Source organism: Oceanicaulis sp. UBA6590 (assembly GCF_002433705.1).
Taxonomy (GTDB): Bacteria; Pseudomonadota; Alphaproteobacteria; order Caulobacterales; family Maricaulaceae; genus Oceanicaulis.
On record NZ_DJIQ01000002.1, the window covers coordinates 22,301 to 34,722 of the forward strand.

Here is a 12,422-nt window from a genome sequence, read left to right on the forward strand (position 1 = left end):
GCGCGGTCGACGGTTAGCTTCTGCACCGACAGGGGCGGGCCGCGTCAGCGTTCGCCGGGGGGATAAGGTGGCCGTCATGGTTGAAAACAATACATCCAAAACGGGTGCATCGCGAGTCCTTGCAGGGCTGGTTGTTCTGGGCGGCGCGCTGGTGCTGGGCGCCTGTACGGCGTCAACGCCCTCCACCCCGATCCAGACGGCTCCGGACCGCCCTGTGGTCGGCGCCCCGCCGCCGCCCGCCACCTTGCCTGTCGAGCTTGCCGATCGCGGATACACGCCGGCCTTTCTCGAGGGAGAGCCCGACATTGTGCGCGTGGCGCTGCTTCTGCCGTTCAGCGCGTCCTCGACCGCCGCCCGCAATGAAGCCACGCAATTGCTGCGCGCCGCAGAGCTTGCCGTGTTTGAGCGTGCGGACTCCAATCTGGTCCTGCTGCCCAAGGATACCGGCGGCTCGCCGGACACCGCCCGCCGCGCCGCCCAGTCCGCGATTTCCGATGGCGCCGACCTGATCATCGGCCCGCTGTTCCAGCAGGCCGTCGCAGCGGCGGGCGAAGTCGCCCGGGAAGCGGACGTGCCCCTGCTCAGCCTGTCCTCGTCCAGCGCGGTCGCCGGCGACGGCGTCTATCAGCTCAGCTTTCCGCCGGATGAGGAAGTGCGGCGCGTCACTGAATATGTGGGCGCTCTGGGCGCGACCCGGTTCGCCTTCATCGGGCCGGCTTCCGCCTATGGCCAGGTCACCCAGTCGGCTTATGCGCAAACGATCTTGGACCTTCTGGGCGAGTATCCGATGCCCGAAACCGTCATGATCGAGGAGCCGGTCTCCGACGAGGAAGACGCGGAAACGCGGCTTGTCGAGCGCACCTTCGATACGGGCCTGGTTTCGAGCCAGTTCTATGATGGCGGCGTGTCTGCGATGACCGAAGCCGCCGCGCGTCTGGCCTCTTATGGCGTTGAAGAACTGGATCCGGCCGAAGCGGCGACCATGAGCGGCGCGAACTGGACGCCCTCGCCTGCCTCTCCTTTCCAGGTGGTGTTGCTGCCGGAAGGCGGCGATCAGCTACGCATGCTGGCCCCGGTCCTGCTCTATCAGGACATTGATCCGTTGCTGGTGAAGTTCATCGGCACCGGCCAGTGGCTCGACAACTCGCTGGCGCGTGAACCGGCCTTGTCCAATGGCTGGTTCGCCGGCCCGGATCCCGAAGCCCGCACCCGGTTCGAGACCGTCTATGCCCAGTATTATGGCGCAGAGCCGTCCCGGATCGCCGGCCTTGGCTATGATGCAGCCTCGCTGGCCGCGCTGCTGGCCGATAACGGTTACGGCCCGGATCAGCTGGGCGCGCCGGATGGCTTCATGGGCGTGGACGGGCTGTTCCGGTTCCGCGCCGATGGGACGATCGAGCGGGGGCTCGCCGTCTACACGGTGCGAGGCGGCGGTTTCCGCGTGCTGGACCCGGCGCCGCAGCGCTTTGGTCCGCCCGTTCCGACCGACGAGACCGATGCCGACAAGCCGGTGAACGAGCCTGCGTTCTAGTCCCCGAAATCAGGGATCAGCGTTTCGGCCACATGGTCGGCGAAGGCGCGGCCGCGTTCGGTCAGCACAAGTGCTGAGTCGCCTGCCTTGATCAGCCCCTGGGCGGTCATGCGCGCAAGCCCCTGGGCGTCTGGCGACAGCCCGGTCAGGGCGTGCAGCCGGGCGACGTCCAGTCCGCTGCCTGTCAGTCGGATTCCCATTAGCAGGCGCTCGATGAATTCCGCTTCGGCGTCCAGCGTTTCGCGCTCATGGCCGTCACCAGACAGAACGCCTTCCATATAGTGTTCAGGGCGGCGATGGGCCGCCGCGCCGCCGCGTCCGCCTGACGCGTGCGCCCCCACGCGCGAGTGCGCGCCAGGACCAATGCCGATCCAGTCCTCGCCTTCCCAGTAGAGCCGGTTATGCACCGATTGGTCGGCAGCGCTGCGGGCATGGTTGGAAATCTCATAGGAGGGCAGGCCCGCGCTGGCGCAGACATCCTGGGTCAGGGCGTACATGTCCGCCGCCGCATCGTCAGGCGGCGGGGTGAGCGCGCCGCGCTTGAGCTTGCGCGCGAACGCCGTGCCCGGCTCGATGGTGAGCTGATACAGCGACATGTGCCCGGTTTCGAAGCCCAGCGCGGTTTCAAGTTCAGCACGCCAGCCTTCCGGGGTCTGGTTCTCGCGCGCATAGATGAGATCAAGGGAGATGCGCTTGAACAGGGATTGTGCGCGCTCAAGCGCCTGTAGACCGGTGCGGGCGTCATGATCCCGGCCGAGCGCCTTGAGGCTGTCATCATCAAGGGCCTGCACGCCCAGCGACAGGCGCTCCACACCGGCCGCCGCAATCCCTTCAAAGCGCTCATGCTCCATGGGATTGGCCTCGAGCCCGATCTCGGCGCCCGGGGCGAGGCCGAACAGGGCGTCAGCCTGCTCCAGAATGGCCGCAATGGCGGAGGGCTCCATCAGCGACGGGGTGCCGCCGCCAAAATGGACGCTGTGGACCGGCCGCGCGCCCAAACGCGCGCGCCAGTGCGCCAGATCCCTCAGCATGGCGTCCAATAGCGCCTCAGGCTGCGCATGGGCGGCCTTGTAGACGTTGAAGTCGCAATACGGGCAGATGCGCGCGCAATAGGGCCAATGGACATAAAGGCCGAGACGGGCGGGGGCGGACATCATGCGCCGAAGATATCCTCGACCAGCAGTCTGAAGGCATGGGCGCGATGGCTCATGGCGTGTTTTATCGCCGGATCCATCTCCGCAAAGGTCAGCTCATGGCCGTCGGGGATGAAGATCGGGTCATAGCCGAAGCCCTTCTCGCCGCGCGGCGGGAAGCTGAGCTGGCCGCGCACCTCGCCTTCATAGACGCGGGTCTCGCCATTGGGATGGGCGAGCGCCAGAGCGCAGACGAAGCGGGCGCTGTAATCGGTGGCGTTCCTCGCTTCGAGTTCGCGGCGCACTTTCTCCATGGCGGCGTGGAAATCGCGCGGCTCTCCGGCCCAGCGCGCGGAATAGATGCCCGGCGCGCCGTCGAGCGCGGTGACTTCCAGCCCGGAATCGTCGGCCAGAGAGACCAGTCCGCAGGCCTCGGCGCCAGCGCGCGCCTTCAAAAGCGCATTGCCAGTGAAAGTTTTTTCAGTCTCTTCAGGCTCTGGAAGACCCAGGGATTCCGCCCCTTCGGCAGCCAGCCCATAGGGGGCGATCAGCTCGGCTATCTCTTTGATTTTGCCTTTGTTATGGCTCGCAATCGCCCATTTGGGGGCTGCTGAAAAGAGGGTCATTTCGGGCTGTCCTGTCATTGACGCATATCGCCTTTCGAAAAATTCATATCGATTTTCGATATTTTTTTGTTGCGAAGCGATAGGGCGTGGTCTACATAGATACTCGTGGCGAGGGGGAAACACCCCGGCCGCACCGAAGACCCCCGGCGCTCAAGGATCGGAACGGCTTCGGAAACTGGTTGGTCAAACAAGAGACTTAGGAGAGTATGAGATGGTCAGGTCCAAAAACAATGCCGGTCACAGCGCTATCGCGATGGTGATCAATCTGGCTCTGGTCGCAGGTGTTTTCGCCGGCATGGCCGCAGCGATCACCTCGATGGTCGGCTAATGAAGGTCCGGATCGTAGGCCGGGTGAGACGAGACGCGCCGTTCCTCCCCTTGCGGAAGACGTCTCGCCGCCCGGCTGAAGGTCCGAATAGCAACGCCCTGGGGGACGCATGAAGACGCTTGGTCAGGGATCGCTGGCCTCACTGCTGAAGATCCTCCTCGACATCGTCTATTATCTGCTTTGGGCGGTATTGGGACTGGCCAGTCTCATTATCGTCGTCATTGTGTTTGGCGGTCTGTACCGCCTTCTGGGCTTTGGCTCGGATCTGCCCTCCAGCATCCGCCAGTTCCTGGCGATGGATGTGGTTCTGGCGCTTCCCCTTGCGATCATGGCGCTGGCCGCGGTGACCTTCGTGGTCGACCGTCTGCGCCGCATCATGGCGACCCTGATCGCCGGCGATCCGTTTGTGGAAGAGAACTCCAATCATTTGCGCTCGATCGCCATCGGCATCGCCGTCTATCAGCTCCTGCATTACGGCGCGCATGGCGTACTGTCCCTGATGATCACCCTGCTGGGGCGTCCCATCGAGGGCGGAGCGCGCGTCGTTCCCGAATTCAGCCTGAATCTGGGCGCCTGGTTTGCTGTGCTCGCCATGCTTGTCTTGGCGGAAATTTTCCGCGAAGGCACTCGCATGCGTGAAGAACAGAAACTCACGATTTAAGGGAGCGCGGATCAGTTCATGCCCATTCGCGTCACCCTGGACCGCATGCTGCTCGACCGCCGGATGTCGCTGACCGAGCTGTGCGACCGCGTCGGCATCACCATGGCCAATCTGTCGATCCTGAAAACCGGAAAGGCCAAGGCCGTCCGGTTCTCGACGCTCGAGGCGCTGTGCCGGGAGCTCGATTGCCAGCCGGCCGACCTTCTGGTGTTCGAAGAAGGCGATGAGGACGAGGCGGACGACGACTAGGTCGCCCGCCTGACCCCCGAATTACTGACCGAGCGCCTTGAGCTGGGCCGCGCACAGATCAGAGACGCCCTTGCGGGCGAGCGCGAAGATCTGGTCGAACTGCTCCTGGGTCATCGGCGCGTCTTCCGCCGTGGCCTGAACCTCGATCACCCCGCCGGTGGAGGTGAGCACGAAATTGGCGTCGGTCTCGGCGACACGATCCTCTTCATACTCAAGATCAAGGACGCAGTCGCCATTGACGACGCCCGCGGAGACCGCGGCGATCTGGGCGATGACCGGATCGGCCTTGAGAACGCCTTCTTCCATCAGATACGAAACGGCCGCTTTCAGCGCCAGCCAGGCGCCGGTGATCGCCGCCGTGCGGGTGCCGCCATCGGCCTGCAGCACATCGCAATCGACCACGATCTGGCGCTCGCCGAGCGCCTTGAGATCGACGGCGGCGCGCAGGGAGCGACCGATCAGGCGCTGGATTTCCTGCGTGCGGCCGGACGGCTTGCCCGATTGCACTTCACGGCGGGTGCGCTGATGGGTGGCGCGGGGCAGCATGGAATACTCTCCGGTCACCCAGCCCTTGCCCTGACCGCGCAGCCAGGGCGGCACATTGTCCTCGACGCTGGCCGTGCACAGCACCTTGGTGTTGCCAAAGCTGATCAGGCACGAGCCCTCGGCATAGGGGGACCAGCCCATTTCAAAGCTGAGCGGACGCAGGGCGTCAGGTTGGCGGCCTTCAGGGCGCATGGTGTTCTCCAGGTTCTGATTTGGCTCCTGTGTTAACCGAGCCCGGCATGACGCGCAAAGCGCTTTGCACCCGATCTTGGCGATTGCGCTCCTGAAGGGGCGACACTAACTCTTGAGGCGCCATGACCCATTCGACGTCTTCACCCTCAAGCCTGATGGCGCTCGATGAACGCTCCCGCTCGATCTTTCGCGATCTGGTGGAGACCTATCTCGACACCGGAGAGCCGGTGGGATCTCGCACGCTGTCGAAAACCTCGGGCCTCAACCTGTCGCCCGCCTCGATCCGCAATACGCTGGCCGACCTGACGGCGGCGGGCCTTCTGGCCTCGCCCCATGTTTCGGCCGGGCGCATGCCCACCCATGCCGGTTTGCGCCTGTTTGTGGACGGGCTGCTGCAGCTCGGCGACCTTGAAGCCGATGACCGTCACGCCATCGACAGCCGCGTATCCGCTGTGGGCAAGCGCCCCGAGGATGTGCTGACCGAAGCCTCAAATCTCCTGTCCGGCCTAGCGGGCGGGGCGGGGCTGGTGGCGAGCCCGGCCCATGACGCTCCCTTGCGCCATGTGGAATTCGTCAATCTGTCTCCGACTGAAGTGCTGGCGGTGCTGGTCACCGAGGACGGCAATGTCGAGAACCGCCTGATGCGTCCGCCGCCCGGCCTGCCGCCGGCGGCCCTGATCGAGGCGGGCAATTACCTGTCTGCGCGATTGCGCGGACGGACCCTGTCAGAAGCGCTGAGCGCGATCCGCGAGGAAATCTCCGCCAAGCAGGCCCAGCTCGACAGCGCCGCCTCGGCTCTGGTGGAGGCCGGACTTGCAGACTGGGCGGGGCCCGAACAGCGCACCCTGATCGTGCGCGGCCAGTCACGGCTTCTCGAAAGCGTGGAGGCGGCGGAGGATCTCGAGCGCATCCGCATGCTGTTTGACGATATCGAGCGTCAGGAAGGGCTGTTGTCCCTGCTGGACGAGGCGCGGCAGGCCCAGGGCGTTCGCCTGTTCATCGGTTCGGAAAACCCCTTGTTTTCGCTCTCGGGCTCGTCGGTGATCGTCGCGCCCTATCGCAATCGGGACAACCAGATCATCGGCGCGATCGGGGTAATCGGCCCCACGCGTTTGAACTATGCCCGCATCATCCCCATTGTGGATTACACCGCACAACTGGTTGGCCGTCTTCTGGCCAGCCCCCGCTAACACCCGTCCGGGTGACTCTCCCGGGTTGACGGATAACCCTCTAGCCTTGAATGACCGCACGCATGAGCAACGAAAACCAGACCCCCGAAACCGAAGACGCTGACCTCAACGCCGAGGAGGCCCAGGCCGCCGAGGTTGAACAAGACGCGCCCGCGAGCGACGAGGCGGACCCGGCTGCAGAAGCCGCCAAGCTGCGAGATCAGCTGCTGCGCGCGCTGGCGGAGATGGAAAACACCAAGAAGCGCGCCGAGCGTGAGGTGAAGGACACGCGCGCCTACGCCGTCAGCGGCTTTGCCCGCGACATGCTGGACGTGGCCGACAATCTGTCACGCGCCCTGTCCTCGATCAGCGATGAGGCCAAGGCCCAGGCCGGCGAGGCGCTCCAGACGCTGCTGGAGGGCGTGGAGATGACCGAGCGTCGTCTGCATTCCACGCTGGAGCGCCATGGCGTGAAGAAGGTCGAGCCCGCCCCCGGCGATCCGCTTGATCCGAACCTGCACCAGGCCGCCGCACAGATCCCGGCGGATCAGCCCAAGGGCGCGATCGCGCATGTGATGCAGCCGGGCTACAAGATCGGCGATCGCACCCTGCGCGCCGCCATGGTCGTGGTCAGCGCCGGCCCTGCCGCCCCGCCCGAAAGCGGTGGTGAAACCGGCGGCGGCGTGGACGTCAGCGCCTAGGCAGAGCCTTAATCCGGCGCGTGCTCGGCGACACGGCTCTGGAAATACGGATTTCCGGGCTGCAGGCTGAGCGCGCGCCGCATGCTCACAAGCGCGGCGGCGTTTTCGCCAAGCGCCAGTTGCGCATCGGCCAGCGAATCCCAGACATTCGCCGAGTCCGGATAGGTGCGGGCATTCAGTGCGAAGAGCGTCCGCGCCTCGTCCGGAGCTGCTTCCAGTCGGTCATAGCCCATCGCATTGATGACGGCTTCGGCGCCGTCAAAGCCATAGCGGGTATCGGGATCATGCCACTCCTGCTCGAACAGGCTGACCAGGACCTGCGCCGAGCGGTCCTCTGAGTCATAGAGCAGGCTGGCGATATGGGGGCGCGGCGCCTGCCCTGTCAGAAGCGCGCGCATCACCATGTCGGCCACATGAATGGTCAGTTCGCGATTGCCGACCTGGTCGGTGCAGGTCATCACGCCAAGGCCCGCATCGGGGGCGTAGCGCAGATTGGCCCGAGCGCCGCCGCCGCGATGCCCGACGGTCCGCTCGCCGGCGACATCCTGAAGAATAACGCCGAGCCCGTATCCGTCCTGGACGAAGCGCGGATCCGACAGCAGATCGGCCAGAAAGGCGCGCTCTGCGATATCGCCAGCGTTCAGGGCCTGAAAGATGCGCGCCATATCGGACGCGGTCGTCAGATAACCGCCCGCCGAGCTGATCATGGGGACCGATTTGGCGCCGCTCGCCAGCGCCTCCTGAACGGTGTGCGTGGCCCCGGCCGGACCGGTCAGATGCTGATCCATCAGCACGGGCCAGCTCAGGCCCAAACGTGATTCGGCGATCATTTCAGCCACCGCATAACCGCTTTGCTGGTACCGGGAGTGGGCGCCCGGCTCGAAATCGAGCGGCAGGTCCCGGACAATCTCGTAGATTTCGGCATTGCCCGCTTCGGGGTCCTCGACAATGTCGCCGAAAGCGTCCCGGTTGACGATCATGGCGAGACCGCTGGTGTGATTGTACAGCCGCCAGAGCGGGATACCGCGCCAGATGTCGGGGCTCTCCTCAAGCAGCTCGCCCAGAGGCGCATCCAGATCAATCGCGCCATCTTCTACGAGCGAGGCGAGGGTGAAAGCGGACAGGGCCTTGGTGGCGGAAAACAGTCCGCATCGGGAGTCCTCGGTTGCGGGGCCGTCCTCAAAACGCCCGAAGCCTTCAGACAGGATGACATGATCGCCCTCGACCACGCTGACCGCGAGCCCGGAAACGTCATAAGACCGCCGCATGGCCTCGATCTCGGACCTCAAGGCGTTCGCCAGTTCAGGCTGAGGTGACGCAGACGGTGTGGCGACCAGCAGAGCCAGACTGGTCAGGATATTTGAATACATGGCGTCCCCCGGAATGAATGATCGGGGAGGACGCTAGGAGCACAGCCTGTGAGTGCAAGTGAAACTCATTTCATGAGAAGATTGTAATCCAGACGAACTGTGTTTTCCGGCCACGGGGATTGCCCGGCCGGGCCGCATGACAAAAAGGGCGGCTCATCGAGCCGCCCTTTTCTCTCTGGATTTGGCGCAGGCCTAGCGACGCGGCGCGCGGGTGCGCGGCTCGCCATTCTGCCAGAATGTCGCGCCAGTCCGGTAATCGGTATAGTAGTACCGGTTGGAATACTGGTCATAGACCAGTTCGGAATGGTTCGGATTATTGGCGTTATGGCCGCAACCGCCCGGACGCGAGCAGCCATAGGCTGCGCCGGCGGCGGCGCCGACGCCCGCGCCGATCAGCGCGCCGGTCTCGGCGTTGCCCGAGCCCACATTGTTGCCGATGACAGCGCCGGCGACGGCGCCAACGCCGGCGCCGATCCCGGCGCCCTGGACGCCCTGGTTGGTGGCGCAGGCGCTCAGAGCCAGCGGCGCAGCGGCGATCATGGTGATCAGAATCTTTTTCATACCCAGTCTCCCTTGATGACGCTTTGGCGCGCCTCACAGCAAAAACGCTTAACACCGAAGTTTGTTTCAGACCGAGGCGGAAAAAAGGCCACAGCGTGAAACTTTGAAAATTTAGTTCCGGACCCGTCTGAGAGTCAGGTTCAATCGTCCCGGACGCCAGTCTTCAGGCAGCAGCGTCGAGCTGCCGGCGAAGATCCGGTCCACGCCATGGTGAAACCGGCGGCTCCGGCCGCCCAGCACGACCACATCGCCTGAATTGAGGCGCACAGAGCGCGTCGGACCCTTGCGATCCGGACCGCCGAGCCGGAAACGCGCGCTGTCGCCCAGGGACACCGAAACGACGGGCGCGTCCTGCGCATCCTCATCGGCATCCACATGAAGACCCATCCGGGCGTCCGGCCCGTACCAGTTCACAAGGCAGGCCTGGGGCGGATCGGGCCAGCCCGACACCTCACGCCACAGCTTGAGAAGCGCCTCGGGCATGTCGGGCCAGGGCGCGCCTGTCACGGGATGGTGTTCCTGATAGCGGTATCCGCCGTCCTTGTCGGTCATCCAGCCCAGCGGACCGAGATTGGTCATCTGCACGCTCAGCGGTTTGCCGGTGCGCGGCATGGCGGGCTGATACAATGGCGATCGCGCGACCCGGTCCAGCACTTCGGCGGCGAGACGCGATTGCGCCTGCCGGTCAAAATGACCGCTGAGCAGTCTGAAGCCGTCCGCCGTTTCGATCATGGAGTCATCACACGCTTTCACATAGCCGCCAGCATGGTTCAGCATTATCGTTGAACCCGATAGGCTCACGACCGCAACTATAGGGGATTAGATATGGTTCCGTCCTGGGCGCTTGATGTTCTGGGGGTGATGGCGCAGCTCTTCATCCTGCTGGTGGGGCTCTTTGCCGCCCTGATTGTCCTGATATGGCTGGCTGACCGCACCCAGACCGCCGATGCGGTGCGCCGCAATTATCCGGTCGTCGGGCGGTTCCGGTCGCTCTTCATCAAGCTCGGCGAGTTCTTCCGCGCCTACATGTTCGCCCTGGATCGCGAGGAAATGCCCTTCAACCGCGCCGAGCGTGAAGCCGTGGCGCGCATGTCCAGGGGCACGGGCAACATCATACCCTTCGGGTCGACCAAGCTTCTGACCCCGCCCGGAACAGTGCTGTTCGTCAATTGCGCCTATCCGGTGCTGGAACAGGATGTGGCCGAGACCCAGCCGTGCGAGTTCGGCCCCTATTGCGAAAAGCCGTATCATGCCCGCTCGGTCTTCAATATTTCCGGAATGAGTTATGGCGCTCTCTCAAAACCCGCCGTGCGGGCGCTGTCGCTGGGCGCGGCGAAGGCGGGAATCTGGATGAATACCGGCGAGGGCGGGCTGAGCCCGATGCATCTGGAAGGGGGCGGGGACATCGTCTTCCAGATCGGCACGGCCAAGTACGGCGTGCGCGACAAGGCGGGCCTGATGTCGGATGACAAGCTGCGCGAGATCGCCGCTCACGAGCAGGTGCGCATGTTCGAGGTCAAGCTCGCCCAGGGCGCCAAGCCGGGCAAGGGCGGCCTGTTGCCCGGCGAGAAGGTGACGCGTGAGATTGCGAAAATCCGCGGCATCGAACAGGGGCGGGATTCCATTTCGCCCAACCGCCACCCTGAAATCTTCGACAATGGCTCCTTGCTGGACTTTATCGCCCATGTGCGCAGCGTCACCGGCAAGCCTGCCGGCATCAAGACGGTGATCGGCGCCTATGGCTGGCTGGAGGAGCTGTGCGACGAGATCTGGGAACGCGGCATCGAGAGCGCGCCGGACTTCATCACGATCGATTCCGCGGATGGCGGCACCGGGGCTGCGCCCATGCCGCTGATGGACAATGTGGGCCTGACCGTGCGTGAAGCCCTGCCGCTCGTATGCGACATCCTCATCCGCAAGGGGCTCAAGGACCGCATCCGCCTGATTGTCTCGGGCAAGATGATCACCCCGGCCGGCGTCGCCTGGGCGCTGGCGGTGGGCGCCGATGCGGTGGTGTCCGCGCGCGGCTTCATGTTCTCGATCGGCTGCATCCAGTCGCTCAAATGCGACAAGAACACCTGCCCGACGGGCGTCACCACCCACAAGAAATCGCTCCAGCGCGGGCTCCAGCCCAAAGAAAAGTCGGTGAAGGCCGCGGAATACGCCAAGGCCATGATCAAGGATGTGGAGATGATCGCCCATTCCTGCGGCGTGCCCGAACCGCGCGCGCTCAAGCGCAAGCATGTCCGCATCGTCGAGGCGGACGGGCGCACCCGGCCGCTGGACGAGATCATGCCCTATCCGCAGGTAGAGACCCGTTAGGTCTCGCCATGCTTCTGGTCCTGCAGGTCGCGCATTCCCTGATCTATGCCCTGGCGGTGCTCTGCATCCTCGGAACCTGGCGGTTTGCGCTGACCGGCCAGGGGCCGCGCCTTGCCGGTCTTCATCGGTCTTCCCGTGCTGATTGGCCTGGGCCTGCTTCTCAATGACGGCGATTGCATTTTCCAGAGCTGGGCTCGCGCCCTGTCGGACGCGCCTGATGACATCTGGGTGCGCGACCTGTTGTTTCTGCCTGAAGCCGTGGCGCGCCGTACGCCGATCATCTTCACGCCGCCCTTCATACTCGGCGTTGCGCTCTCACTGCACCGGATATGGCGGCATAACCGCCTGAATGCGTAAGCAGCCCTTGCGTCCCCGCACCCGCCTTCCTAAATCGCCCCATGACACGCATGGCTTTTCACAAAGTCGTGAAAGTGAAGACGATCGAACGGGTCGGAGAGCAGTCGCTTGAAGACCAAATTGTTGAAATTTTGAACGCGAGCCAATAGGGGGGCGGCTCCCGGCGAGAGGGAAGCGCTTCGGGCTTCTCACCACCGCCCCGCCCCGCCGCTAAACAGGAGAGACGCACGCGATGAGCAAAGTTATCGGGATCGACCTTGGGACCACCAACTCCTGCGTCGCCGTCATGGACGGTGACCAGGCGAAAGTGATCGAGAACGCAGAGGGCATGCGGACCACCCCGTCCGTGGTCGCCTTCACGGAAGACGGCGAGCGCCTGATCGGCCAGCCCGCCAAGCGCCAGGCCGTGACCAACCCGGACCACACCTTCTTCGCCATCAAGCGCCTGATCGGCCGGACCATGAGCGATCCGACCGTGAAGAAAGACGTTGACATGGTGCCCTACACCATCACCGAGGGCCCCAATGGCGACGCCTGGGTGCAAGGCCGCGACAAGAAGTACGCGCCGAGCGAGATTTCCGCCTTCATCCTTCAGAAAATGAAGGAAACCGCCGAGAGCTATCTGGGTTCGAAAGTTGAAAAAGCCGTCATCACCGTCCCGGCCTACTTCAACGAC

General features: G+C 64.3%; 14 protein-coding genes. 8 read left to right on the plus strand and 6 right to left on the minus strand.

Annotated features, from left to right (window positions below; translation table 11 throughout):
- The first annotated feature begins 76 nt into the window (after positions 1 to 76).
- The gene (locus tag B2Z70_RS00305; protein ID WP_009802483.1) at positions 77 to 1,531 is read left to right on the plus strand and encodes a penicillin-binding protein activator; all 1,455 of its coding nucleotides are present in this window, start codon (positions 77 to 79) and stop codon (positions 1,529 to 1,531) included.
- Here the strand turns inward: B2Z70_RS00305 and hemW are convergent.
- Both hemW and rdgB read right to left on the minus strand, forming a co-directional pair.
- Positions 1,528 to 2,688, minus strand: coding sequence for a radical SAM family heme chaperone HemW (gene hemW, locus B2Z70_RS00310; RefSeq protein WP_292979848.1), 1,161 nt, complete (start codon positions 2,686 to 2,688; stop codon positions 1,528 to 1,530). The two genes, B2Z70_RS00305 and hemW, sit on opposite strands and share 4 nt — an antisense overlap.
- Entirely contained in the window at positions 2,685 to 3,290 is a 606-nt protein-coding gene (gene rdgB / locus B2Z70_RS00315) for an RdgB/HAM1 family non-canonical purine NTP pyrophosphatase (protein ID WP_009802485.1), read from the minus strand. The genes hemW and rdgB overlap by 4 nt, the downstream gene beginning before the upstream one ends.
- A gap of 437 nt (positions 3,291 to 3,727) precedes the next feature.
- On the opposite strand from rdgB, the gene B2Z70_RS00320 reads away from it, so the two are divergent.
- Together B2Z70_RS00320 and B2Z70_RS00325 are read left to right on the plus strand one after the other, a co-directional pair.
- Entirely contained in the window at positions 3,728 to 4,279 is a 552-nt protein-coding gene (locus tag B2Z70_RS00320; protein WP_292979850.1) for a DUF2975 domain-containing protein, read from the plus strand.
- Between the two features lie 18 nt (positions 4,280 to 4,297).
- Positions 4,298 to 4,528 carry a helix-turn-helix domain-containing protein gene (locus tag B2Z70_RS00325; RefSeq protein WP_009802488.1) on the plus strand — a complete coding sequence of 77 codons (231 nt, stop codon included), beginning with the start codon at positions 4,298 to 4,300 and terminating at the stop codon, positions 4,526 to 4,528.
- A 21-nt stretch (positions 4,529 to 4,549) separates the two neighbouring features.
- On the opposite strand, the gene rph is transcribed toward B2Z70_RS00325, so the two are convergent.
- Positions 4,550 to 5,266, minus strand: a complete 717-nt coding sequence (gene rph, locus B2Z70_RS00330) for a ribonuclease PH (RefSeq protein ID WP_292979853.1) — start codon at positions 5,264 to 5,266, stop codon at positions 4,550 to 4,552.
- A 122-nt stretch (positions 5,267 to 5,388) separates the two neighbouring features.
- On the opposite strand from rph, the gene hrcA reads away from it, so the two are divergent.
- Both hrcA and grpE read left to right on the plus strand, forming a co-directional pair.
- Positions 5,389 to 6,456, plus strand: a complete 1,068-nt coding sequence (hrcA, locus tag B2Z70_RS00335) for a heat-inducible transcriptional repressor HrcA (RefSeq protein WP_040612622.1) — start codon at positions 5,389 to 5,391, stop codon at positions 6,454 to 6,456.
- Between the two features lie 62 nt (positions 6,457 to 6,518).
- Positions 6,519 to 7,136: a nucleotide exchange factor GrpE gene (gene grpE, locus B2Z70_RS00340; protein ID WP_009802491.1), complete on the plus strand. Its 618-nt coding sequence runs from the start codon at positions 6,519 to 6,521 to the stop codon at positions 7,134 to 7,136.
- 8 nt (positions 7,137 to 7,144) lie between these two features.
- On the opposite strand, the gene B2Z70_RS00345 is transcribed toward grpE, so the two are convergent.
- The 3 genes from B2Z70_RS00345 to B2Z70_RS00355 all read right to left on the minus strand — a co-directional run bounded on the left by B2Z70_RS00345 (position 7,145) and on the right by B2Z70_RS00355 (position 9,844).
- On the minus strand, positions 7,145 to 8,506 hold the full coding sequence (locus B2Z70_RS00345; RefSeq protein WP_292979857.1) for a serine hydrolase: 1,362 nt from the start codon (positions 8,504 to 8,506) through the stop codon (positions 7,145 to 7,147).
- A 192-nt stretch (positions 8,507 to 8,698) separates the two neighbouring features.
- Positions 8,699 to 9,067, minus strand: coding sequence for a YMGG-like glycine zipper-containing protein (locus B2Z70_RS00350; protein ID WP_009802493.1), 369 nt, complete (start codon positions 9,065 to 9,067; stop codon positions 8,699 to 8,701).
- A gap of 111 nt (positions 9,068 to 9,178) precedes the next feature.
- Positions 9,179 to 9,844: an alpha-ketoglutarate-dependent dioxygenase AlkB gene (locus B2Z70_RS00355; RefSeq protein WP_292979859.1), complete on the minus strand. Its 666-nt coding sequence runs from the start codon at positions 9,842 to 9,844 to the stop codon at positions 9,179 to 9,181.
- Between the two features lie 48 nt (positions 9,845 to 9,892).
- Between B2Z70_RS00355 and B2Z70_RS00360 the strand changes: the two genes are divergently transcribed.
- The 3 genes from B2Z70_RS00360 to B2Z70_RS00370 form a co-directional block, all read left to right on the plus strand.
- Positions 9,893 to 11,389 carry an FMN-binding glutamate synthase family protein gene (locus B2Z70_RS00360; RefSeq protein WP_292979861.1) on the plus strand — a complete coding sequence of 499 codons (1,497 nt, stop codon included), beginning with the start codon at positions 9,893 to 9,895 and terminating at the stop codon, positions 11,387 to 11,389.
- A gap of 111 nt (positions 11,390 to 11,500) precedes the next feature.
- Entirely contained in the window at positions 11,501 to 11,746 is a 246-nt protein-coding gene (locus tag B2Z70_RS00365; protein WP_292979863.1) for a hypothetical protein, read from the plus strand.
- Between the two features lie 232 nt (positions 11,747 to 11,978).
- Positions 11,979 to 12,422, plus strand: a 444-nt coding sequence (locus tag B2Z70_RS00370) for an Hsp70 family protein (protein WP_292979865.1), incomplete at its 3' end; no start/stop codon positions are given.